The sequence below is a fragment of the Bradyrhizobium sp. Ken51 genome (genome assembly GCF_055807435.1).
In genome coordinates, this window is the sequence record NZ_JBVVPB010000003.1 from 13,502 (window position 1) to 37,368 (window position 23,867).

Annotated in this window: 22 protein-coding genes; 10 read left to right on the top strand and 12 right to left on the bottom strand. The window is 58.0% G+C overall.

Translation table 11 applies throughout. The features are described from left to right. Window positions 1-38 precede the first annotated feature (38 nt). From AC0L27_RS07065 to AC0L27_RS07090, 6 genes are all read right to left on the bottom strand, one after another. The gene (locus AC0L27_RS07065; RefSeq protein ID WP_473318261.1) at window positions 39-233 is read right to left on the bottom strand and encodes a hypothetical protein; all 195 of its coding nucleotides are present in this window, start codon (window positions 231-233) and stop codon (window positions 39-41) included. Window positions 234-590: 357 nt separating this feature from the next. Next, complete coding sequence (locus tag AC0L27_RS07070; RefSeq protein WP_007607495.1) at window positions 591-866, bottom strand: DUF5985 family protein; 276 nt, start codon at window positions 864-866, stop codon at window positions 591-593. After that, on the bottom strand, window positions 866-1,123 hold the full coding sequence (locus tag AC0L27_RS07075) for a DUF5985 family protein (RefSeq protein ID WP_473318262.1): 258 nt from the start codon (window positions 1,121-1,123) through the stop codon (window positions 866-868). Before AC0L27_RS07075 ends, AC0L27_RS07070 begins: the two co-directional genes overlap by 1 nt. A 2-nt stretch (window positions 1,124-1,125) precedes the next feature. Then, on the bottom strand, window positions 1,126-1,497 hold the full coding sequence (locus AC0L27_RS07080) for a hypothetical protein (RefSeq protein ID WP_085361825.1): 372 nt from the start codon (window positions 1,495-1,497) through the stop codon (window positions 1,126-1,128). Between the two features lie 169 nt (window positions 1,498-1,666). Further along, on the bottom strand, window positions 1,667-2,140 hold the full coding sequence (locus tag AC0L27_RS07085) for a PRC-barrel domain-containing protein (protein ID WP_473258538.1): 474 nt from the start codon (window positions 2,138-2,140) through the stop codon (window positions 1,667-1,669). Window positions 2,141-2,564: 424 nt separating this feature from the next. Further along, window positions 2,565-3,362 carry a Crp/Fnr family transcriptional regulator gene (locus tag AC0L27_RS07090; protein ID WP_473318263.1) on the bottom strand — a complete coding sequence of 266 codons (798 nt, stop codon included), beginning with the start codon at window positions 3,360-3,362 and terminating at the stop codon, window positions 2,565-2,567. A gap of 137 nt (window positions 3,363-3,499) precedes the next feature. Here AC0L27_RS07090 and AC0L27_RS07095 point away from each other — a divergent pair, with 137 nt between their 5' ends. Then, window positions 3,500-5,593 (top strand): sensor histidine kinase, encoded by a 2,094-nt coding sequence (locus AC0L27_RS07095; protein ID WP_085361821.1) that lies wholly within the window; start codon window positions 3,500-3,502, stop codon window positions 5,591-5,593. Beyond that, window positions 5,565-6,239 carry a response regulator gene (locus AC0L27_RS07100; protein ID WP_085396262.1) on the top strand — a complete coding sequence of 225 codons (675 nt, stop codon included), beginning with the start codon at window positions 5,565-5,567 and terminating at the stop codon, window positions 6,237-6,239. The genes AC0L27_RS07095 and AC0L27_RS07100 overlap by 29 nt, the downstream gene beginning before the upstream one ends. Window positions 6,240-6,928: 689 nt before the next feature. Here the strand turns inward: AC0L27_RS07100 and AC0L27_RS07105 are convergent. After that, window positions 6,929-7,159: a hypothetical protein gene (locus AC0L27_RS07105; RefSeq protein WP_473318266.1), complete on the bottom strand. Its 231-nt coding sequence runs from the start codon at window positions 7,157-7,159 to the stop codon at window positions 6,929-6,931. 320 nt (window positions 7,160-7,479) lie between these two features. Here AC0L27_RS07105 and AC0L27_RS07110 point away from each other — a divergent pair, with 320 nt between their 5' ends. After that, complete coding sequence (locus AC0L27_RS07110; RefSeq protein WP_473318269.1) at window positions 7,480-8,730, top strand: cation:proton antiporter; 1,251 nt, start codon at window positions 7,480-7,482, stop codon at window positions 8,728-8,730. Between the two features lie 108 nt (window positions 8,731-8,838). Here the strand turns inward: AC0L27_RS07110 and AC0L27_RS07115 are convergent, their stop codons facing one another. Further along, window positions 8,839-9,264 carry a hypothetical protein gene (locus tag AC0L27_RS07115; protein WP_473318271.1) on the bottom strand — a complete coding sequence of 142 codons (426 nt, stop codon included), beginning with the start codon at window positions 9,262-9,264 and terminating at the stop codon, window positions 8,839-8,841. A gap of 77 nt (window positions 9,265-9,341) precedes the next feature. Next, window positions 9,342-10,571 (bottom strand): FAD-binding domain, encoded by a 1,230-nt coding sequence (locus AC0L27_RS07120; protein ID WP_473318273.1) that lies wholly within the window; start codon window positions 10,569-10,571, stop codon window positions 9,342-9,344. 231 nt (window positions 10,572-10,802) lie between these two features. On the opposite strand from AC0L27_RS07120, the gene AC0L27_RS07125 reads away from it, so the two are divergent. The 3 genes from AC0L27_RS07125 to AC0L27_RS07135 all read left to right on the top strand — a co-directional run bounded on the left by AC0L27_RS07125 (window position 10,803) and on the right by AC0L27_RS07135 (window position 13,133). Beyond that, window positions 10,803-11,843: an AI-2E family transporter gene (locus AC0L27_RS07125; RefSeq protein WP_473318277.1), complete on the top strand. Its 1,041-nt coding sequence runs from the start codon at window positions 10,803-10,805 to the stop codon at window positions 11,841-11,843. A 168-nt stretch (window positions 11,844-12,011) separates the two neighbouring features. Then, entirely contained in the window at window positions 12,012-12,521 is a 510-nt protein-coding gene (locus tag AC0L27_RS07130; RefSeq protein ID WP_473318278.1) for a hypothetical protein, read from the top strand. 87 nt (window positions 12,522-12,608) lie between these two features. Further along, a complete protein-coding gene (locus AC0L27_RS07135; protein WP_473318280.1) occupies window positions 12,609-13,133 on the top strand; it encodes a DUF421 domain-containing protein in 525 nt (174 codons plus the stop codon). A 932-nt stretch (window positions 13,134-14,065) separates the two neighbouring features. Here AC0L27_RS07135 and AC0L27_RS07140 read toward each other — a convergent pair. The 3 genes from AC0L27_RS07140 to AC0L27_RS07150 form a co-directional block, all read right to left on the bottom strand. Next, window positions 14,066-15,067, bottom strand: a complete 1,002-nt coding sequence (locus AC0L27_RS07140; RefSeq protein ID WP_473318283.1) for a mechanosensitive ion channel family protein — start codon at window positions 15,065-15,067, stop codon at window positions 14,066-14,068. Between the two features lie 127 nt (window positions 15,068-15,194). Further along, the gene (locus AC0L27_RS07145) at window positions 15,195-15,917 is read right to left on the bottom strand and encodes a DUF4396 domain-containing protein (RefSeq protein ID WP_473318285.1); all 723 of its coding nucleotides are present in this window, start codon (window positions 15,915-15,917) and stop codon (window positions 15,195-15,197) included. 722 nt (window positions 15,918-16,639) lie between these two features. Then, window positions 16,640-17,242, bottom strand: coding sequence for a DUF4142 domain-containing protein (locus AC0L27_RS07150; protein ID WP_473318288.1), 603 nt, complete (start codon window positions 17,240-17,242; stop codon window positions 16,640-16,642). Between the two features lie 960 nt (window positions 17,243-18,202). On the opposite strand from AC0L27_RS07150, the gene AC0L27_RS07155 reads away from it, so the two are divergent. The 4 genes from AC0L27_RS07155 (at window position 18,203) to AC0L27_RS07170 (ending at window position 23,835) form a co-directional block, all read left to right on the top strand. Next, the gene (locus AC0L27_RS07155; RefSeq protein ID WP_473318290.1) at window positions 18,203-18,571 is read left to right on the top strand and encodes a hypothetical protein; all 369 of its coding nucleotides are present in this window, start codon (window positions 18,203-18,205) and stop codon (window positions 18,569-18,571) included. 989 nt (window positions 18,572-19,560) lie between these two features. Continuing rightward, entirely contained in the window at window positions 19,561-19,923 is a 363-nt protein-coding gene (locus AC0L27_RS07160) for a hypothetical protein (RefSeq protein ID WP_473318292.1), read from the top strand. After that, window positions 19,920-22,052, top strand: a complete 2,133-nt coding sequence (locus tag AC0L27_RS07165) for a pyrroloquinoline quinone-dependent dehydrogenase (RefSeq protein WP_473318294.1) — start codon at window positions 19,920-19,922, stop codon at window positions 22,050-22,052. The genes AC0L27_RS07160 and AC0L27_RS07165 overlap by 4 nt, the downstream gene beginning before the upstream one ends. Before the next feature lie 556 nt (window positions 22,053-22,608). Then, window positions 22,609-23,835 carry an ABC transporter substrate-binding protein gene (locus tag AC0L27_RS07170; protein ID WP_473318296.1) on the top strand — a complete coding sequence of 409 codons (1,227 nt, stop codon included), beginning with the start codon at window positions 22,609-22,611 and terminating at the stop codon, window positions 23,833-23,835. Window positions 23,836-23,867: the final 32 nt, after the last annotated feature.

The following is a 23,867-nucleotide window of genomic DNA, read 5'->3' on the forward strand; positions in this document are numbered from 1 at the left end:
AGTGAGCGAACATATACCAGACCAAAGGACGGCTGCTGTTAGCTCGGATTGGCGAGCCGCTTCCCCTGCTCAAAGCCCGTACGCTCGTTGTTGCAGGTGAGACAAGTCGCACGTGCCATTTGCGTACCGTGGATTGCCAGCCGTTCATGACGATGCGGCGTCTTTTCCTCGCAAGACAGGCAGTACGCTTGCGGAAACACATTGAGTGCCGTTTGATTCGATTTGCTGATCATGAAAGCCCCCTGCGCAATATCCTTCGGAGGTCGCCCGCGAGCAAGCGGCAGCGGGGCAGATCGGCTGCTTATTGTACAGAACTGTACCCTGTTTCGTCGCGTAGCAAGCTGTGTGCGCTCTGCCGAAGATCACTCCTGTCCCACACAGCAGCCCGCCAACGTCCGGGTGAATTGGCGCGCGGCGGAAGCTGGGATCCCAGCGTTCCTCGGCTGGGGTCCGCCTCTCCTGACGGCATGACCTGTCCATCAGTCCCGGGCAAGGTCGGTGGTCGATTCCCCTGCCCGTCGTTCAAAGCGAAGCCGGTTGTACGGTTGCACCCCGAGCAATCTTGCAAGTCAGCGCCTCTTGAATTCGTTTCACTTGCGCTTCTTCGGCAGCGCATTCTTCCCGACGATCGAAAGCGCAATCAGACCGAATGTGATCAGGCGCGGGATGAAGTACACCGGCTCGCTCGCATTCGTCACTTGCACCACAGCCAGGACAAATCTCGCAACGGCGTCGATCACAAACGCAGCCGCAAAGAGCAGGAAAAAGGTGTCGCCCGTCTTACGCCAAAACTTCAGGAAATATATGCTCGCCAGGAGCGATGCGAATGCCGTCGCACCTGAAAGAACGGGATTCAAATGGTCCATCAGTCGGCCTCCCAGATCATGCCGATAAGTAGGACCGTCATGGCGAACAGGCCGATCGACAGACGCACGGCGGAAAGATCAACTTGAGGAAATACGATCTTATCGATCCACAGAGCAGCATTTTCGAAAATCAGACCCGCGAAGCAGACGGCGCTCCATAGGAGCAACTTCGACCTGTTACCGATATATGCCCGAACGAGCAGCCATGCACAAAAGCCGCTCGTGATCGCGCAAAGTGTGTAAATCACCGCAGCCATGACTAATCCTTTCGAATCCTGAAGGCATCTGAAAATGCCTGGATGCGGCGCGGCCTATTGTGGATGATATGTGTGATCGGGATCAGATGCCGCGAATATGCTAAGGCTAAGCTATCCACCACTGCCCGCATTTCGGGGCGCGGCGCAAAGGCATAGATCCCCGCCTCGCCGTCGAGGAAGCCATCCTTCCTCAGGGACGCTAGAGCATCGGCCATCTCGATCTTGCCCGCGTAAAGGCGTGCAGCGAGCGATTCCACGTCGAAGCGCTCGCCGGGCCGCTTGTGGAAGAACAAAAGGGCTTCGAGCTGCGCCACAGAGCAAATGTAGCGTCGGACAAGCTCCTCTACTTCTTCCGGCAGTGCTTCATCAGACATCGTCGACCTCAGCCAGCGGCACGCAAGCTGATCGATTCAATGCGGAAATTCAAGACTGCTTTTCCTGCTACGACAAATCTAGCGACCGGATCAAAGACAACTGGAAAAGGCGGCGCCATCTCAGATGACACCGCCGATAAGCATGCTGGAAATGCCGACCGAAATCGGCTCAGTACTTGAATTCAGGCATCTTCTTCAGCTGATCCTTGTTGGCGTTCAGCACCACGTGGTCCGGATACCAATTGTCGCTTCGGTGGGCCGACGTTGATGCGCTTCCCGTCGTGCTCGTCGAACCGGCATTGCCGGTCTTTCCAGCGCCATCGCTGGACGCCGTCTTCACCGGTTCTTTGGCGAATTTGAGCTGATCGAACGTTACGGCGACGTTGTGCTCGCCCATTCCAAGGAATCCTCCCACCCCGATCACCACGTTGGCAACCCGCCCGCTGGAATCCAGGATCAGATCATTGATGTCGCCGATCTTCTCGTTGCTATTATTATAGACGTTCACGCCAACGAGTTTCGATGCACGCCATTCGCCCTCCTTGTGCATGGAGGCCGTCGAGGCAGTCGGCTGCATGTTGGGCGCCGCGGTCGTCGCGCTGTTCTGGGGCGACTGCGCCATGGCAGGCGTAGCCAGCAGCATCGCGGAGGCAAGAATGCAAATTGATGTCTTCATGACGATTGCTCCTAGTTGTGTTGGATCATCGTCAACTCATCGCATGCTCGCAAGTTTCGTTTTGCCTGCATGCGAAGGTACGCTGCCGCACGAGACTTATCCGACCAGCTTAAGGCGGCTGCGCATCTTTTGGCGAAGCATTGCACGGGTCACGGTAGGGTTACATATGATGAACTCGACCATAGCGATAATGTCGTCCCTCGTGCGATTGCAGGAAGGGTTCTCGTAAACGGCAAGAAGCCTTTGGGCCTCCTCCAAGGCTCCTACCAGAACTTCGGTATCGGTTCGGATCCGGCTTTCTTGCGATGACATCTCCGCCTCTATCGCTTCAAGAATATCTGGACTCTATTGGCTGCCGTACAGTCGACTTAACGGCAGTAGGGAATCGCGTTCACGAATATGCAATGCGGAGGGGCGGCACCGCACAAGGACGGTTGTGCGCCGACAGGATGGTCCCCTGACAATCGCAAGACATCGCTTTCAGCCTAGCCTCGTCCATGACGACGATCCCCGCCCTGCGACATCCAATCACTCCGTCGCGCATCATACTCCCGAGAGCGACCGTAACGCCGGCGCGCCGGACCGCGAGAGCATTGGCTATGTAACTATGCGTGAAAGGTACCTCGCGAGACCCGAGCCTGTCGCTGGCAACCAGGAGCCACCGCGCGAGGCGCTGATGCAGCGTGTGCCTGGAATTGCAGGCTGATAGCTGCGAACTGTGAATCAGGATCGCCTGGACATAGCCTAAAAGCATCTTTTCAAGCTCGACGTCCCTCTTGATCAAAGAAATCAGCTGATCGGACTGGATCCGAAGGGCTTGGCCCGGCACTCTCACGCTGCAGCGGTGCGGCGAAACGTGCATGCCCAGGACCAACGGCACGCCGACAAAATCCTTCATCCCGAGCGTATGGATCTCGACCGGCAGGCAGTCGCCGGCGCGGGTCGTGACAGAACACCCGCCGGACTCGATGAAGTAGGCATGGCGAAGAGGAGTGCCGCGATCGTATAGAATTTGTCCTTTATTCAGAGACACCGTCTCGCAGCTTTCGAGCAAACGGTACTGCGATGAGGCCGACAGTCGGGAGACGAGTTCGTTGCGGCTGGTACCGCAGAAGGGCTCGTCCAAACCAAGCCGCTTCGGGTTGAATTCGTTTTCGATCAACCGCAGCGGCGACGAAGAATGTTCCATGTCAAGCCCAATTCTAGACCGCTACAATGATTGCCTGTACGATGGGATGGATCGAGCGATCCTGGGAGTCAGGGTGACCGATAGAAGTGTCGGGAAAAACCTGACAAGAACAAGAAACATCGAGGAAGTGCCAGCACGTGGGCGATTTGCTGTCTCATTTGATACCCACCCGCATGGAGGCGCCCACCTCAATCTCCCGGCGCGCAGCCCGCCGCCCCTTGATCCTCGTCTTCATCGCGGCAGCGATGCCTCTTGCGCTTTTTGCGGGTTGGGTCGTTTTCCTGAACGCGCAGCAGCAGCGCAGGGGCTCTCAGGCTGCCGCCGTGGAGACGCTTGATAGCGTCGTCAACCGGCTTGCCTCCGAGATCAGTCTCCAGCTCGAGATCGCCGAGACCGTCGCGGCCTCCGCAACACTCGACAAGCCGGACCTTGACGCGTTCTATCGCGAAGCGACGCGTGTCAACGAAGCACGTCCTCTTTGGCAGACGATTCAGCTCGTCGATCCTGATGGGAATCAGGTGCTTGATGTCAGCCGTCCACTCGGAGATGGGATGCGCGCCACCGCCGACCGAGAAAATTTCGAACAGATCCTGAAAACGAGAAAGCCGGCAATCGGCGGAATTGGGCCACGTGGTCCCATCACCGGCAAACGCGTGGTGGCCGTCAGGGCCCCCGTTGAGCGCGATGGGCAATTGAAGTTTGTACTCACGGTGGCCTTGGTGCCCGATGCAATAAGCCAGATTTTGAAGAGCGCAGGAGCCCCAGCCGGCTGGGTGGGTTTCGTGGTCGATGCCAAGGGGAACATCGTCGCCCGCACCTTCGGTGAACAATCCGAACTCGGACAATCTGCCAGCGCTACGGTCCGCCAGGCGATAGCCTCAGCGCCAGAAGGAAGCTACGTCAAAACCACGCCTGCCGGCGAACAAGTCGACTCGATCTACAAAGTCATCCCCGGAACCAGCGGATGGTCGGTCCATTTCGGAATACCGACGCAGGAACTGAATGGTCCCGTCCAGCGCTCAGCCATTTTCCTTGCCGGGGGTGGGGTATTGAGCTTCATCTTGGCTCTGACTTTGGCCTGGTACACCATACGCGACATTTCGCTTCGCCGGCGCGAGCAAGAGGCGCAGGCAGCATTGGCACTCAGCGCAAGTGAAGAGCGACGGAGGCTGACGATCGATGCCGCAGATCTCGGCGTGTTCAGCTGTGATTTTGCGAGCAGAGAAGCGATCGTGTCGCCCCGCGCCCGGGAGATGCTCCGGATTGACGGTTCGCGCTCCGAAGGAGATACGGTCCTTCCGATAGATCGGATACTGAGCTGTATTGATCCCGCCGACCAGCGGAACTTTGAGGCTTCATTGCTGAGTTGCCGTTCGGGAAACGTGGCGATTGCTGATTTCCGGACCGCTCCCCCTCACAGCCGATGGCTGCGGGCCAGCGGACGGCTTTCTCGCATCGATGATAAGAACTTGGACGTCGTATATGGCGTCATTCTGGATATCGACGAGACCAAGCGAGCTGAGCTGGAGCGACAGCAACTGCTTCGACGTCTTTCCGAAGCGGAAGAAAATGAACGCCGTAGAATCGCAAGAGAGCTTCACGATCAGATCGGCCAGACGGTCACAGGTCTACTTCTCGGTCTGAAGAACCTGGAGCCGCTTCTGGGCACGAGCCCCAAACGCAAGCTCGGATTGGAGAGGCTCAATTGGCTGCAAGGACTCGCGAGAGGGATTGGGCGCGATATCCATCAAATCGCCTCTGACCTGCGCCCGACCGCCCTTGATGACCTGGGACTTTACAAGGCGCTGGAGGCATTCTGCGCGGAGATCCGGCGCCGGTTCGGGATCAGCGTTGATTTTCAGCCTCTGGGCAGAAGAGATCGTCTCGGCCAGGACGTCGAAATCGCGGTTTACCGCGCCGTCCAGGAGGCCGTGAACAACGTGGTCAAACACGCGCAAGCTCGAAACGTCAGCGTGGTCATCGACCGACGCACAACTGAGCTTAGGATCGTCGTCGAAGACGACGGGAACGGCTTCGACTTTCAGGAATTCTCGCAGGGTGAGAGCCGCCACGCAAAATTGGGCCTGTCCGTCATCGAGGAGCGCCTCACGCTGCTCGGTGGATCTTTGGCGATTGAATCTGAACCCGGCCACGGCACCTCTCTTTTCATGAGAATACCGGTGCCAATAGAGGAGATGGGCTATGTGCCCGATCCGGATCACGTTGACTGACGATCATCCGCTTGTTCTGGCCGGAATGAAGGCGTTGCTTCAGGACGTGCATGACATTGAGATCGTCGGGGAAGCAACGGATGGACAGGCCGCCCTAGACATCATTCGCCAGGCCACACCGGACATTGCCATCCTGGACATTTCACTTCCCGGTATCAGTGGCCTCGAAGTTGCTCGCACCCTAGCGACGCAGCTTCCTCAAGTTCGTCTTCTGGCGCTGACCGTGCACGAGGATCACGCCTACGTTCAGCCGATGCTGCAAGCGGGAGCTCGCGGCTATCTGCTGAAGCGCTCTGCGGCCGACGAGCTCGAGCGCGCAGTTCGCGCGATCGCTGGAGGTGGTTTGTATCTGGATCCAGCAATAGCGGAGAAAGCACTACCATCCGCGCAGGGCGCCCACTCGTCTTCCGGCGCTTCCACAGCCGGCGAGCTGACACCGCGCGAGAGTGAGGTTCTCAGATTCATCGCACAAGGCTTCAGCAACAAGGAAATTGCCAATCAGCTAAGCATCAGCATCAAGACTGTCGAGACTTACAAGGCCAGGGCGGTCGAAAAGCTCGGACTGTTCACGCGTGCCGACATAGTGCGCTACGGCGTGGCCCTTGGCTGGTTGGGCCATTCGGGAAAGAGTGCCGATCAAGCTTGAGCGGGCAGTAGGTGGGCCAAACGGCCCTGCGCCCGGCATGCCGAGGTCAGGATTATCCCGACAAGCCCCGCTCATCTCCTGACTGCCCGATGGGACGCCGTCCACTATCTTCCGTGAAGCGGACGAGAGAACCAATGCGGATCGCCGGCCGGAACACCGTTCTTTCCGGCTTCTGCACTCCGCACCTTGTTGGATCGGATCAGGTTTGTGTGGAGGCACACATGAGAAATGTACTTTTTCGAGGACGTGCCGGTCGCCAGCTCTTTGCACAGTATGAGAAACTACCCGGGCTCGCCACTCGGACGAGCTCACGGCTAGATGCCCGCACGGCGAGAACCGCGGGCATTTGCCTCGCTTGCATCTATCTCACTTGCCTTCTGTTCTCGGCATACGCGATTGCTTGACGGCAATAGGCGTGTGGCAACCGACATCGAGGAATGACGAAGTCGGATTCATCGTCCCGATCCTTTGCAGGAACTCGCTCGATCATGAATACAGTCATTGTGCTCCTGGTCCTCGGTATGTTGTTCACGGCTCTTTGTGTCGCGGCGCTGGAGATCGCGGCACGTCGATTTTCCCGGACTCTTGAGCGTCAGCTTCCGATGTAAAGTGCGGCGCACCCATCTCACTGCGCAAAGATTGCTCTTATGGAAGGTGAGGGCCGCCTCGATCGACGACCCTCCAAGCGCTTATCGGCAGACACGCACGTGCTTGACGATACGCCGACCATGATAGCCGCGCTTGACTATGGTCCGCACCGTGCAGACCCTCCGATGATGATGATAGTGATAGCCAGCCTGCATCGTCTCGGATGTTGCCGCGGCGCCGACCGGTGGCGCCATCATCGCATTGGCAGGAACCAAGAACTGAGTGCCCGCAAGCAGAGCAGCGGCCGCAAATCCATAGGCGACTTTCTTCATAGTTCTTCCTTGTCGTACGCCCCCTCCGCACTTCTAGGTCGGTCCAATGAATGCGGAGTGAACGATGATATTGACAAACGTCGTCGCGATCTTTCGCCGCAGATGCAGAAAATGGATAGCTGCCCCCGCCGCTGAGAGGAGCTTGGAATTGAGGCTTATCCCAATCCGCTTAGATGTCCCGCAGGAACTGCCGAAGTTGCTTTTGCTTATTCACGTCTCAAAGTCGCTATCTCGAACGCACTACCCTCACCGGCTAGAGCGAACAGCGGCATCGGAAGGGAGTGAACAGGCACTCTCGCCAGAGCACAAGGGAGCCTGTCGTGCTTTCGCTGATGGATATTGCTGCCGTTCTGCTCACATTGTCTGCCGCCTTTGGCTGGCTGAATCACAAGTTCCTGCCGCTCTCCCGCAGCGTAGGTCTTCTTTTGATGAGTGTCCTGACGTCGCTGTTGATGATCGGTTTGGATGCAGCGGTTCCCACAGTTCATCTGCTAAATCAACTTGCCGACGGACTCCGACAGATCGACTTTGCCGAGGTCGTCGTCAACGGAATGCTTGCATTTCTGCTGTTCGCCGGCGCGTTGCACGTAGATCTGGACACACTCAGAAGCCGCGCCTTTCCGGTATTTATTCTGGCCGTTCTCGGCACCTCAATTTCAACCGTCCTCGTAGGCCTGATGTTCTGGTTCATCTGCGGCCTTGTGAACTTACCCGTATCGTTGGCTTGGGCATTCGTGTTCGGCGCATTGATCAGCCCGACCGACCCCGTTGCTGTCCTGAGTACGCTCCGCAACACCAAAGTGCCGAAAGAGCTGCAGATCGAGACGGAAGGAGAGGCATTGTTCAACGACGGCGTCGGGATTGTTCTGTTCACGATCATGCTTCGCTTTGCGGGCACCGGAGACGGCGCTCAAGTTTCGGCTGCCGATGTCACTGAGTTGCTCGTTCGCGAAGCTGGTGGTGGAATAGCGCTGGGCTTGTTGACTGGCTATGTCGCGTATCGCGCGATGCGGCTCATCGACGACTACGCCATAGAGGTACTAATCTCTCTCGCGCTCGTCACCGGAACATACGCACTTGCGTTACATCTGCACGTCAGCGGACCGCTCTCCATGGTCGCCGCAGGCCTCCTCATCGGCGACCGAGGACCGCGATATGCGATGAGCGAGCGGACACAAGGATATCTCTTCGCACTCTGGAGCCTCATCGACGAAATCCTCAACTCGGTCCTTTTTCTACTTATCGGGCTCGAGACCTTGATACTGCGCTTTGATCTTCGCAGCCTTGGCCTGGCAGCAGCGTCGATTCCACTCGTTCTCTTCGCCCGGTTTGCCTCTGTTTCAGTCCAACCGTTTTTGTTCGGATGGACTCAACTGCTTTCCCTGCGCAACGCGCCCTTTCTCACCTGGGCGGGCGTTCGAGGCGGGATTTCAGTTGCACTCGCCCTATCAATGCCGGATAGCCCGGCCAAGGCGGCCATGCTCGCGTCAACCTATGGGGTCGTCCTGTTCAGCATCATCATTCAAGGCTCGACTCTAGGCTGGGTGGCAAAGCGGACTGTGGGACAATAGGTCTCGTCTCCAATGACCGTTCAAGCGCAGGCGACAAGCGCCTCATTTCGCACGGATGGACGATTGCCGCGCCGGCCCGATGGCGCTGCAACCTGGCAAACACCAAGCTCAAAAGGTCCTGATCGCAGCAAATGATCTTCCCCGCTCGGCGAATTGCTCGACCACGAGGGCTGGATTCGATTGCAACTCCGCCCATAAGCCGGAACGTGGTGGGATCAGCCCGACAATCCGGCCTTCGCGCGCAACCACGATAGGAAGTGCATCATCGATATCTTCCGCAGCCATGGCTTGTTTTAGTGTCGTACCTACCCTGGAGACGATAAAGCGCCTTTCCCTACTGTCCTGGGCCTGCTTCACCAAATCGAGGTGGATATGCCATTCCTTTGGAATGCGGTGCCCGCGGTGGCGCAGCTTGACCGCGTAGATCGTCTCGTTGACGAGTGCACGCCCGACGCCTGCAGCCAACGCAACGATAACCGGAACGGTGATTGCGTAGTCGCGCGTCATTTCGAAGACCATCACGATCGCCGTCATGACGCGGCTCCGTGGCATTCGAAAGGCGGTTCCTGCCGAGAGGCATGGCGACAATCCGCGCCCATCGAACCTCCACGTCACCGCCATAGGATGCCCTTAGTGGTTGCCCGTCGATTCATGGTGCCCGCCCAACGGTAGTCAGGAAGCTCCAGTTCGTCGGCGATGTCCCGCCCAATTGCGAGCCTCGCCAGCCCCGGTATCGAGAAACTTCTGACCACGACGTTGCGGAAGAGCATTCCCACATGCGTTCTCGGCGCCAGCGCGGCGGCAAAGCGCTCGGCACCCTGCTGTTTCCGGCCTATATAGCTCTTCAGCCGCGCCTCGTATCCGGCAAATGCCTCCAAATATCCTCCGCCGGCCACGGCTAGTTCACCGGCCAAGACATAAGCTGAAATCATCGCCAGCGCCGATCCCTGCCCTGCCAGGAGCGAGACGCAGAAAGCGGCATCACCAACGAGCGCCACCCGACCTCGTGACCAGTTCGGCATCCTGATCTGACTGACGGTGTCGAAATAGAGTTCACCGGCGCGCTCCAGTTCGGCGAGCATCTGATCGCACTCCCAGCCATCTCCGCCATAGATTTCACGAAGGAGCGCCTTTTGGGAGGCCGGCGTTTCCGGCAAAACTGAGTGATGGGCGGCAAACACCAAGAGAAACAATGTACGATCGTCACGCAGCGTGAAGCGGCCTACCATGCGGCCCGGCTGGCCGTAGATCAGGTACACATCCTCGTCGCGCGGTCGATAGCCGTGAGCTTCGAAGGCAGCCACGATATACCCCAGACGCCGCTCGAACTGAGCCTGTGGTCCAAAGACCAGATAGCGTGCGGCTGAATGCAGGCCGTCTGCCCCAATGAGAAGGCCAAACCTGCGCCTGCCGCCGTGCTTCAGTTGGACTTCGACGCAATCTGGCTTCTCTTCGACGTGAATGATCTCGTCTCCGAAAATGGTTTCAACGCAGCCGCTGATTCGTTCGAACAGCATGCGCGAGAGGTCACTGCGCTGAAGAGTAACGTATTGTCCATTCGTCAACTCAGCGAAAACGTCGGTACCGAATCCGGCCAGCCGATGGCCATCTTTATCGACAATCCGAAATTCTTGGGCGTGGTAGCCGTCACGGTTGATCACCGTGATCAATCCCATCCGTTCGGCGATGGTGTAGCCCAGCCCCCAAAAATCGATGACATAGCCTCCGCTCCGTAGAGCGGAGGCGCGCTCGAGGAGCGTCGGCTGGAAGCCGGCTGCTTTCAACCAATAGGCAAGCGTGGGTCCGGCAATTCCAACCCCGGAGATTAGAACGCTGTTCATGCCACCTCCTCAGAAACGAACGACGATCAGCAACACGATGCCCGAGCTCGCTCTGGCGCTTCGGCGCTCTTCGCACAAGAATTATTCGCTTGCGTACAAGAACATTTGAGGCCGCAACAGAGTATTACATACACCGCGACGCGATCGCCGCGATGATGTTCCGAGTAGTCTCGCCTGCGCAACTTCGATGTCGAGCTTCGGAAGCTGGACTGTTCCGACCAAGGAGACGAATTGGAAGACAAATTGACTGTTCATGTGAGGCATATCGAGCGCACACTTCGTGTAAGCGCAATCGCTCTATTTCTCGCCCTCTCGGTCTGGCTGCTTCGCGACATACTGCTGCTCTTGTTCAGCGCCGTCGTCATCGCTTGCGTTTTGCGGGGCGCCAGCGACGCGGTCCGTCGCGTAACGCACCTCGGGCCATACACGTCTTTGATTTCCGTCATTCTCGTGACAGGGCTCGCACTCGGTGCGCTGCTGTGGTGGCGCGGCAGCGCTTTTTTCATCCAGGCCGACGAGATCAGCCAGCAACTGAGAACCCAACTGGCACGGATATGGAGGGAACTGCAAAACAGCTCGTGGGGCTCGATTTTGGCTCAGCAGTTGCAGATCGCCGGCAAGTCTCTGCGCACTGGCCTGACAGGCTACGTCACCGGCGTCGTTGGCTCCGTTCTCGGCATAGGTGGCACTCTCGTCGTGACGGCGGCGACAGCGATATTCCTCGCTGCGTCGCCCCAATTGTATCTCGAAGGCTCGCTTCGTTTGCTTCCAATGGCCTGGCGACCTCGCGGCCAAGAAGTTTACGAAGAGCTCGGTGCTACCCTTAGGCTCTGGTTTCTTGGTCAACTCGTCGACATGCTGATCGTGGGCCTGCTCCTCGGATTGGGCCTTCTCCTCATCGGTTCGCCCTTGCCACTATCACTGGCCCTGCTGGCGGCCCTTCTGAACTTCGTGCCATACATCGGGGCACTTGCAGGCGCAGTGCCGGCGATCCTTGTGGCACTGGCACAGTCTCCTGCCCTCGCCGCTTGGGTCGCTCTCTTGTTTTTGACGATCCAGCTGTTGGAGGGAAATGTCATCGCACCATGGATTCAGAAACGAACCGTCTCGCTGCCACCCGCACTAACGATACTTTCCCAAACGATCCTTGGCACTCTCTTCGGTTTGATAGGGCTGATCGTTGCCACGCCCTTGATCGCCATTCTGCTCGTTGCTGTCCGCATGATCTATGTCGAAGGCTTCCTGGAGCGCGAGAGTAAACAGCCTGCCTAGTTTAGGGACACTGCTGAAAACGTGCGGAGGCCACGGAGTTGGTACGGTGTCGTACACTCGTGAGTCTGACCTGCAATCGGCGCGACATAGTGTCCCGAACCCTTGACCCGAGCAACCAAGATTGCAGGCTGATGTTGAGACCGCATTCTGAAATTACAGGAGCTAGAGATGCGGAGACTCACACTTGCCCTTTCTCTCACCGGCCTGATAGCGATATCTCCTGTCAGCAGTACCCAGGCTGCGCCTCTGACGCCGCTCTCGGCAGCCGCGAGCCCCACCCAGCACACGTCGGCAGTTCAGAATAATCTCACCCAGGTTCGATGGCGTGGCGGCTGGGGAATCGGCGCCGGCCTGCTGGCAGGAGCCTTGATCGGCTCCGCCATTGCGGCCCCGTACTATGAGGAATATCCGCCATACTATGGTTACAGATACCGCTACGGCTACGGTGGGTACTATCCGGCTTACACCTATACACCTTACTGGGGTGGCTATGGTTGGGGACCGCGGCCATACGCCTGGGGCCCGCGCCCCTGGCGCTATAGCTACGGCTGGTCCGCGCCGAGGCCGTGGGGATATACGGTCCGGCGCGCGCAACCCTGGCGTCATAGCTACGGCTGGGCCCCAAGGTACCACCGGCATCATCATCACGGCGTAATCCGCGCTCATCACCGGTGGTGATGCGCCGCAGTTGCAGGAAAGAGCCCGGCGCATTTAGGCATTGGAGAAATGCGCCGGGCAACAGGCACTTGGTTGGGAAGCTACTGTATGACTGGATCTGGTCCGAGTTGGCAGGCGCTCATCCACACCGCAGTGGCCGCTGTGCTCTCGTATTTCGTGCTCATCATTCTGATCCGCGCCTTCGGTCAGCGCGCGCTGGCAAAATGGAACGCCTTCGGTTTCATAGTCACCATCGCGCTCGGCTCTGCGATGGCAACGGGCATCTTATCCGCACGCGTTTCAATTCTGCAAAGTACCTTGGCATTTGGCGTTCTCCTGGGCTTGCAGCTGATGTTCGGGACCATCTACACCCGCTGGCCGCGCCTTCGGGTCATATTCAACCCTCCACCCGACCTTGTCCTTCGTCACGGCAAATTTATTGCTTCAAAAATGAAGAGACACCGGATTGCGGAGCAGGACGTCCGCGCCGCTGTCCGCTCGCGGGGGATCGATCGCATCGAAGACGTTGATGCGGTCGTACTCGAATCCAATGGTTGTCTCAGTGTTCTTAAATCGGTTCACTCGGACGCTTCAGCACTGCTAGACGTCAGGGACGATGAACGGTCCTCATGATAGGAAACCCGCGTAACCACTTTGGCAACTCAGTGGGCCGGACCAGAACCGTTGAAAAGCGCAAAGGCTACCAGGAGTCCGGAAACGACCAGTACTCCCGTGAGTTTTGCGGTCGCCCTCGACGGCCTCGGGGATCATCGTATTGACGACCATCGTCAGCAGTGCGCCCGCTGCAACCGCGTCGACCGTCGCCACAACTCCCGGCGGCGCGCCGCCCAGAAACGCAGCACCAGCCGTTGATGCCAACCCCGAAAGCACCGCAATAGTGCTCCACAATCCGAATATATATCCGGCCGACCTTCCGGCAGATCGCATCCCAAGGGCGCTGGACAGCCCTTCGGGAAAATTCGACAGAAGAATCGCGGCCAGCATGGCGATGCTGACGCCTCGGCCGCTGAGTAGCCCGAGGCCGAGGAGAACACTTTCGGGAATTCCGTCCAGTAGTGAACCGATGGCTATTGCGAGGCCACCTCCCTCGCCCGCGTTTCTCTGCTCGCTGCCGGAACGTTTGCGGCAATGGCCGCCCTGCTGCGAGACAATCCAGTCGGCGACAGCGTAAGAGACCGATCCAGCGAGTGCGGCCCCCCACGATTGGCCAAATACCGCCCTCACCGAAGCCATCCTCTAGCAGATCGTAAGTCACGGCCGATATGAGGACACCGCAACCAAACGACATGGTTCCGGCGGCAACAGTTCGGGGCATCTTCAGCAGAAAGGCCACTGTAGCACCTGCGATCAGCGACGAGGCTCCCAACAGTCCCCACCAGCCGGCGGTGAGCGCTAAGGACATCGCGGAATCAAGCCTCTCGCGTTGGCGGAGCCACCACTGGACGTCCCGCTACCGCCGACCGCTCGCCGACCTGTTCGACGCCACTCCGAACGCAACGCCACCTGAACAGCCGCGTTCCTAAGCAGATCTGGCTGAAACGAACCTAAGAAGCAGGCGGGGCGCCGAGACGAGCATCGGCCGAGATCCGCAAGGTTGGCATTCCCACAACGTCATAAGTCGCGGACGCCACGGAGATCCCCTCTTCATCCAGGCCCGATAAGATGTCCCGGCTGATTGCGTCTTTCAGCTCGCGAATACCGTGCGCGGGAGCGAGGAAGCGAAGCGTCAGCTCAAGCCAATTGTCGGTCAAGCGCCAGTAAACGCGGGGCTCAAACTCCGACATTGTGTGACCGTAGACGCGCTTCATCTCCTCGGAGAACTCTTCGGCCCTCGACTTAAAACCTGCGGTATGTGTCCGCGCGGCATCGACCAACAACTGCTCCACCTTTGTTCGGTCATCCTGGTACCGCACCGGCAGTTTAATCTCATCCCAAATAAACGGGAATTCGCGGGTGTAGTTGTAGACCGGCTCGTCGAACACCTTGCTGTTCGACACAGTCACGATGCGCCCCGTATATTGCCGACTTCTAATCCACATTGCAGGCGAATCCGACTGGACGGGTGGGGGTTGCCCCATTTCAAGAATGGTGGTCTGCATAAAACTCAGCGCGATCACATCTCCGCGGACACCTCCCATTACGATGCGATCACCAAGGTTGAATGTTCGCCCCCTTAGGATCACGAAGTATCCTGCCGTTGCTGTGATGACCTTCTGCAAAGCGAAAGCGAGCCCTGCCGACAGAAGGCCAGCGGCCGTAGCGAGTCGCCCCGGATCATCAAACCAGATCGAGAGCACACCCAAAACGAGGGTCACAGCAAGCATTAGATTGATCGCCTGCCGTACCCAAAACAGGACTCTGTGCCAATTGACCAGTCCTTGCCCGAGCGCGATGACCTTACGCAGCCCCCACCCGAGCGCGAGCACGCACGCCACCAGACCTATCGTCAAGAGCAGCTTATGTGCGTTTTCGGGCGTGGCGCCGATCAGAGGGACGCCGAAAAGCTTGAACCCGTGTGCGTTTGAGGGCTCCACCTCTGCTCTCATACTGAATTCGAGACGCTGTGACGACGCCCCGGAAGCCATTGCGTTCCTCGGGAGCTTGTCGGCCACAGCCCTAAATGGAGAATTCAGAAAAGCTAGGGACGAACGAGCGGAGTTCACCCCTAGCGCCCTACATCCGTTCTTTGACGCCTGCCTCCACAAGCCACCAATTCACTGGGTAGCTCGTGAAAAACCCCGCGATCATCGCAATCTGCATCATGAACCAAAACTCCGGCATTGCTGGTTCGAGCCTCACCCCGAAGAGATTCCTGAAGATTGCGAACTGCGCGATCGCCATGAAACCGTACATACCAATCTGCCAAGCAGTAAGCGAGAGGGTGTCTGCCTTCACGGCTTGAACGATGCCTGCGCCCAGTGACAAGTCGCGCATCGGCTTGATCGTGAAGTACTGAAATGCCACGCCAACCAGGAATGCAAACAGGTAATCCACGACCCAGATTGCAAACATCTTCTCCGAAAAGAGCGTTTTCCAACCAGCCCAAATCGCAATCACCGGAAACGCAAGCGCAAGACTCTCAGCGATGATGTCGCCCAGAGTACACCCGGCTCCACAGTGCATGGCACCTTTGGCAACCATGACGGAAAACGGTGTCTTCTTTTTTCCGTTTGATAGCTTGCTGCGCCTAGTCGAATCGCGTGCCGCGAGGAGCCCGAACCGATTGTAAAGCCACACGGTGAGTACCGTACCGAACAGACCATTAACCGGCCAAACAAAATTCATGATCCACATCCGCTGTGGGCGGCGCGTTGTCTCGATTGCGATGACGGCAGCGCAGGCAAATCCAAGCACCAGAGAGCCGAGCGCGAGAACGTGAAGCCAGTGCGGGACCATGAGGACATCTCCCTTTGGAGAAACGAACGATCTCCATCTCAATTCGTTCGATGCGGCCAGAGACCGCGGCAGCTTCTCCGCACAGTTGGACGCCACCAGAACGACAGGATTACTCATGGTCAACGGACCAAACCACTTCGGCCGTGGTTTACTATACCAACTGTAGTTCTCGTCGATGGCCGGTCGACCGCTGAAGGTCCGTCGTCCACGCGAAGCGATGGTGTTCCATACCGCGTCAATCGCAACAAGCTTATGCCTCACTGGCCGAAAAGCGCTTCCTCTCAGAAACAGGGGAGGTGCCGCATGCGCAGTCCACCACAGGCCCGGCCGACTTGGGCCGGCTCGAACACTGAACCATCCAGATGCCCGGCGCACCTAGCCTGGCAGTTCCGCTGTCAGTAAGACGGCATCGTACCAAGATCATAGAACGCGGATCGCTCCACTTACCGTTCTCGCGGATCGTCACCCAGACCCGCTCCACCCCGGACACCGACAATTGCTGCCCCCGTCCACAATCTGAGGGAGATAGAGCCCCTTAGCCTTTTTCACAGCCTCGGCAAACCTGCGGATCCTTCTGCATGACCTTGCCATCTGAGCAGCCTCCTTGACGAGACTCTGGCGCCGCTCTGTTTATTGGAATTGGCCTTTCCGTGGTTACGTTGTGGCGAGCGGCGCTGTTCTTGCCGACATCGTAAGCGATAGCGCTTACGCCGCTCCTGTCGCTAGTGCGACTCCTGCCATTTGGTCGCAGCACCGACCTGTTCGTTCATAACTGGAAGGTTCTGTGCACTCTGCAAATGCTTTTGCAGCACGGCTAACGACGCCTGCGCCCAAGATCGCAGGTCGGCACGTCCAGCGCTGCCATCTGCGAAATCCTGGAACGTTCGGATCGCCTTGTGGTGTCCGTTGATCTGGGTTTGGCGGTAGCTCCGCAGGAAGTTTGCGCCATGGAGTTGCTGAAGCTGCGCGAGCTTCTGCCGGTGCTCCTTGTCGAGGCTGGTGGGTACATTCACTCCCGGAATCTCCGAAGCAATGACCTTCAGGTTGTTGGCCAAGTTTGCATGATCGGTCACGACCATGTTTGCATATTCTTTGTACGCGGGCGGGCCCGTGCGCCTCTCCACTGTCTGAGCCGCCTCGATCTCCATCGTGTTGATCATAGCGGCCTGGACAACGAAGTCCTGTGCACCTCGCGATTGCGAGCTGTCCCGCGCCTGCACCGGTCCGCCCGCAGGACCATCAGCTGACCGCCCTCCATTGTTCTGTGCTGCAGCAGGAACGGTGACGGCGATAATCCCTAATACGCTAAGGGCAACTGCTCTCATTGCAAAAACTCCATCGAGGCATGGTGCAAACGGATTTCGCGCCTCAGATCACGAACTTCCGAGCGCAGGTTTCGTTTGCAAGGGGTTGGTACGCTAACGTGCCTACTCGATGACGCGTCTCGCAATGCACGGTGGTTCAGGTTGCAGAACGATCACTCGCGCGCGATGCAATGCTGCCCCGCGCCACTCCAAACGTGGCATCGGCTTTGATGGCAGTCTCATCGCGGTGATTAGCATTACCCTATTGTCCGCGCGCGCCCGGCGGAGGTTTTTCGGGTTGGATCGGTCGCGACGTTGAGGGAAAATGGTTAGCGATTGCGAAAGCTCTAAGCTCATCAATCTCCAGAAAAATGTTCTGCGCGAGAATAACTTCCCCGATTGGCAAAGCGGCCGCGGGAACGAAACAAAGCTCAGCGACCGGATCATCTGCCTCTTTCAATCCCCGGTTATTCGATACGCTGCCGCTGTAAAGCTGACATGTCGAAGGGCGGCGCTCCCAAGCACATCGAGATAACCCATGTTTATCGAAAGCTTCGAGTTGCCCGGGCGAAAGCAAACTTCTCAACAATGTAAGCCCGCGGGCCTCGGGTGTTCTCTCCCGGTCCGAGATCCGATATAGCTCCCGCAGATTAGCCGAGGCTCGTCGCGGCAGGCGCATCGGGGAGCCGACCGACTGTATCCGGTGCGTCGCATTGTCTCGCCTCTTCGATCATCTGTACGAAACGCCAACGACCACGCTCAGTAAGACTACTCGCGCCGCCTCAATCAAGCCAGAGTCACGTCGCAAGAGCATAGTTGGTTCGCTTCCGCACCCAACGATCGAGTCGAGATGCCCGTTTGCGCGGAAATCGCATTTGGCACAGTGACTTGCATCTCTCGTCTTGATGTTCGCAGCAGTGGAACGTCGGACGATGGGCTCGGATTGATCGCCTGGGGCATCGATCAGAAAAGGAGTTCGAGATGAAAGCCAACCTCTTCATCATAGCCGCTACTGCTCTCGCGTTTCCGCTCGCAGCCGCGAGTGCGCAGGATAAGTCGCCAGGGACCAGCTCGCCTCCTAACCAGAATTCCGCACAAAGCACGTCAACACAGACTCAGACCTCGCAGACTCTGCCTCAGCAGATCAAGGACAAGCTGAAGAACCAGGGCTTCAGCAGTGTGCAAGTCGTGCCGGGCTCATTCCTCGTCAGCGCGAAGGACAAGGATGGTGATCCCGTCAATATGATCATTGGGCCTCACTCGATGACTATGTTCACGATGGTGTCCGGCGACAGCAACAGTTCGACCACAGGCAAAGCCGAAACCAACCGAAGCGGCAACAGCAAGTAGCAGAGCTGTGCTTCCCGAGCGCCCGGATGTAGCATGCCCGAATCGCGATTCGTCCGGGCGCCATGCATGCTCGCGCCGATAATGCCGAGCAAACAATCAGGTCCACATCGGGATAAACGTTTACCGCAGCGGCTCCGGCGATCCGGAACAGAGCTACCTTAGCGCAGATCGAGGTTAGATCTGATTGGAAGCGTCCGGCCCATACGTTGCGGCCATATGGTTAGCGATCGCTTTGCCGATCGGAATTTCAGCGCAAGCTGCGCCGTTTCGATCTCGCGACTTGATCCACGGCAAGTGGGTTTCATCGAAATCCAGCAGAGGCAGCATCGCCGTCAGCCTGGCATCGTCACCATTGGACAGATGGATACCCGCACCCTACCAACCCCGGTTGGCGACCTACCGTGGGCGGCTTCGCCGTAGGTGCGGCGATTGAAAGCGCTGCCGCCCGCAGCCGAGCCACGCCGCTGAGAACAACGCCTACTGTTCACAACGATACAAGTCCTGCGACCGGAGCACCAGGACCTACAGGGCTATGATGGCGTCAGACATTCATGTCCCTGAACAGGTCCGCGCTCATCTCTCTGACCGGTTCTGGAAACCTAACACTTAGTCGCGCTCGTATAGTCTCTCATCTCCGCTAGGCTCGACGAGGTGCGTTACCGTACAAGCGACGGACTGTGCAACTAGTTTTCTGGAACGAATAGTACAAGCTCACATTGGGCTGACGTGTTCAGAAAGCGGCGAAAAGATTGCTCAAGAGCGCTGTAGCTATCATCTTCTATGCTGCTCTTCTTGGGGTCGCCGGCCTCGGCGCTTTCCGGGCACTGTTGTCCCCGACACGTGCTGCCGCAAGCAAGTATGGACCCGAAGCGCACAAGGCCATCGGCTGCGTGTGAAACCATGGGCTTCCATTCTGGTTCGCTTAGCTCAAGCTTTCGGATCCCGCTGTTGCCTCGCCTACGTAACTAAGTGGAATGGAGACCTTGAACATGAGCGTAACTGAACGCAGGCCGCTCGGCCCCATCATCGTCCTCGTCGCAGCCGCGGCGGGAGTGCTGCTAGGCTTCTATAATTACTTCGTCCCCTTGACCGGCGTAACGGGGACGCCTGGCGCATTGCTCGTCATCGGCTCCAGTCTGGCACTTGTCGTCGACGCTTTGGTCCTCTGGTCTGGAGGACGCGGGTTGCTCTTTGGAGTGTTCTGGGTGCTCGGGCTGCTCGGTGGGCTCGGCACACTGACTGCTGCATGCTTCCTGCACGCGTGGTGGTTGTCGGCGGCGACTACGATCGTACTCGTCGGCTTAATTGTGACGCTTGCCACCCAATTCCGACAAAGGAGAGCCGCGGCATGAGGACCTGCCCATTTTTCAGAGTTGCGCCGTTTGCGGCGCTATCGCTTGCCACCGTGCTGGCACTGCCGCCAGCTATCGCACAGAACGACACTCACAATCCCGCCGCCACCTCCGGAGGTATTCGAGGCCCAGAGCAGGGGAACCCTTCGGGCGCAGGCTCAGAGAGCCCCGATAGTAGCGCCCGTAGCGATTCCTCAGCAGTGAACGATGCACCGAGAGCCGTCGAACCAAGTCCTCAGCAGCCGTCCGGCCGCCTGCCCGAGCCGAAGCCGATCGCGCTCGTCCCGACCCATCCCGTCTGGAATACTTTTCACGGCCAGCTAAATGCGCAAAAGTACTCTCCATTGAATCAGATCACGGCCGACAATGTCCGGTCGCTGGTGAAGGCGTGGGAGTATCACACCGGTGACGTTTCGGACGGATCAGGCAAGCTGCCGACCAGCGTCTGGTCCGCAACGCCGATCTTTGCCAATGACACGCTCTACATTGGCACGCCATTTTACCGCGTCATTGCACTGGACCCCGGGACAGGAAAGGCCAGATGGACCTTCGACTCCAAATCGACGCTAAAGGCGTTGACGCAGCCGGCCCTGAAGAACCGCGGGATCGCCTACTGGGAAGCAGCGAATCCCATCGCCAACCAACCCTGTCAGAAGATTGTCTATCTCGGTACGATGGACGCGCAGCTCTTCGCCATGGACGCAGACACGGGCCAGCTCTGCCGGAAATTCGCGAATAACGGCGTTCTTAACGTCAACCAGTGGAACGACGTCAACAACAAGTATCCCCTTTCGTTGCTTCAGCCGCCCACCGTCGCGGGCAATCACGTCATCTTGGGGTGGGCCGGTAAGGACTGGGCCTATGCTGAAGCACCGCCTGGTACCGTATTCTCGCTCGATCCGCAGAGCGGCAAGCGCCAATGGTCGTTTTCGGCCCTCCCGGCAGAGGTCGCACCCCGCACTGGCACCGCGAATGTTTGGACGGCAATGTCGGTCGATGAGGGGCTCGGATTGGTCTATCTTCCAGTCTCGAGCCCATCTCCGAATTACTGGGGCGGTAACCGCACGCAGCCGCTCCCGCTGGCCACTTCGACGACGGCGCTCAATCTCGAGACCGGCGAGGTCGTGTGGTCTCGCCAATGGGTGCACCACGACATCTGGGACTACGACATCAACTCCGCTCCGACGTTGATGGACATCACCGTCCAAGGGAAGGAAATTCCGGCGCTGATGCAGGCAACCAAGATGGGGTTTCTCTTCGTCGTCGACCGCCGCACCGGCAAGGATATCTGGCCAATCGAAGAACGTCCGGTTCCAGGCGGCGACGGCTCGATCAAGGGCGAAGTGTACGCGCCAACCCAGCCATTTCCCACGAAGCCGCCACCGCTGCTCGACCAGTCGAAAAAGCCCCCCATCTGGGGAGTCGCTAATCTTTTCGGATTGGGCGAATGCTCTCGGCTATGGAAAAATCTCCAATACCAGGGCATGTACACGCCGCCGACGAACAAGAATGAGGGCACATTTACCTATCCTGACTCGGCTGGAGGCGTGCAATGGGGCGGCGTGGCCTATGATCCGCAGAGCAAAACCGCTGTCGTTAATTTCTCGCACGTGGTGCAGTACATCAAGCTCTACTCTCGCAAAGAGTACGAGCAGCACACCGGCGGGTCGGGCAACGAACAAGGCTTCTACCCCCAGGAGGGCGCCCCATACGGCATGTCGCTCGAGAACGCGCTGAACTGGCTCGGCATGCCGTGTTGGAAGCCGCCGTTCGGAGAGATCGCCGCGATCGACATGACCACTGGCGGTATCAAATGGCGCCGTCCGCTTGGCGCTTCACAGAAGTGGGGCTTCTACATGCCGGAGTCTATGGGTTCGGTGACAATCGGTGGCCCTGCCGTGACGGCCGGAGGGTTGATCTTCATCGGAGCTTCAATGGACGCTAAGGTGAGGGCGTACTCGCTGACCAACGGCAAGGAGCTCTGGTCAGACATCGTCGAGGCGCCTGCGGTTTCCAATCCCGCCGTATACGAATACAAGGGCCGTGAGTACATCGCCTTCATCGCGGGAGGCAACACGATCCTCAAAGACCAGGTTGCCGATCAGGTCGTCGTTTATGCCTTACCTTAGCGAGGCGGTGCTTTAATGAGGAGGTCGGACAAACAACCTTGCGTTGCGGCTGTGGCATGGTTGGGCATGTTCGTTCGCGACTAAGTAGGTACGGCTCGGCTGATACGGGTTATCACAACCTATGCCATCGGCTCGGGTTTACCAGCGAGCCACTTCTGACTTCGAAAAGATGGGACGCTCCACGGCCAAAGGGAAGGAATGGACAAGCTGAATTACCAGGGTTTTCCTGACATGGTTCTCCCGTCGGCCCGACTAGCCGACCCGTAGTGTTCTGCCCATGATCTTAGATCGCGATCATGAGGCGGCATATGTCCGATTTGAGCCACAAGAGCGAAAGTCAACGAGCGGTACCGTCGGACGCGCTGACCGCACGCCAGCTATCGCCAGGTCTCGGTTTGATCGCGCCCTCGTCCAGTAGGTATAGCCGATACAATCCGCCTCAGCGCCCAGCCACATTCTATTGGCTGTCTGCGACTTGCGGATCGGACTCGTTGGGCCGCGCGTCGCGCGATCTTGAGCCCGTTGAATGCGGGGGGCATCCAAAGGAGTGTAACAGATGACTACTACCACCAACGGCCTCAGCGCACTAGTTGCAGTAATTTCCCTCGCCGCCTCGATCGGATTGGCCGAGGCGGCTGATAAAAAATACGATACGGGCGCGACTGACGCGGAGATCAAAATAGGCAACATCATGCCCTATAGCGGACCCGCCTCTGCCTATGGAATTATCGGGCGTGTCGAAGCTGCCTATTTCCGCAAGTTGAATGACGAGGGCGGCATCAATGGCAGAAAGATCAACTTTATCTCGTACGACGACTCCTACAGTCCACCAAAGACAGTTGAGCAGGCGCGCAAGCTGGTTGAAAGCGACGGCGTACTGTTGATCTTCAATTCACTTGGTACGCCAACGAATAGCGCAATCCAGCACTACATGAACCAGAAGAAGGTTCCGCAACTCTTCGTCGCCACGGGCGCAACAAAATGGGCCGATCCTAAGCATTTCCCGTGGACCATGGGTTGGCAGCCGAGCTATCAGATTGAGGCCCGCATCTACGCCCGCTACATTATGCAGCAAAAACCCGACGCGAAGATTGCCGTCCTCTATCAGAATGATGACTATGGCAAGGACTATCTGAAGGGGCTAAGCGACGGCTTGGGAAAGAAGTCAGGCATGATCGTTGCAACGGACAGCTACGAGGTGTCTGAGCCGACGATTTCGTCGCATATCGTCAATCTGAAAGCCAGCGGTGCAGATACTCTTTTTGTGATCGCAACGCCCAAATTCGCTGCGCAGTCGATCAAAGAGGTGCGTCAGCTCAAATGGGATCCCTTATTTATTCTGAACAATGTGAGCGCCTCCGTCGGCTCTGTTCTCAAACCAGCCGGTCTGGAGAACGCCAAGGGCCTTATTTCAGCGGCCTACATGAAAGACGAGACCGATCCGAAATGGTCGAGCCAACCCGACTCGAAGGATTGGGCTGCCTTCCTCGACAAGTACATGCCCGAAGCTGACAAGACGGACGCCGGAACGACGGTTGGATATGCGGTTGCTCGTACGCTCGTTCATGTCCTCAAGGCGTGCGGAGACGACCTCACCCGGAAGAACGTCATGAAGCAAGCAGCAAATCTCAAGGATTTCGATCCCGGCCTGCTTTTGCCCGGAATAACAATCAGCACCAGCGCGTCCGATTTCGCTCCCATTCAGCAACTTCAACTCATGAAGTTCAATGGCAAGTCGTGGGAGTTGTTCGGTCCTGTGATGAATGGCAGCACGGGCTCTTAGGGTCTTCAAAATGAGCGGCCTCCTGTTGTTCT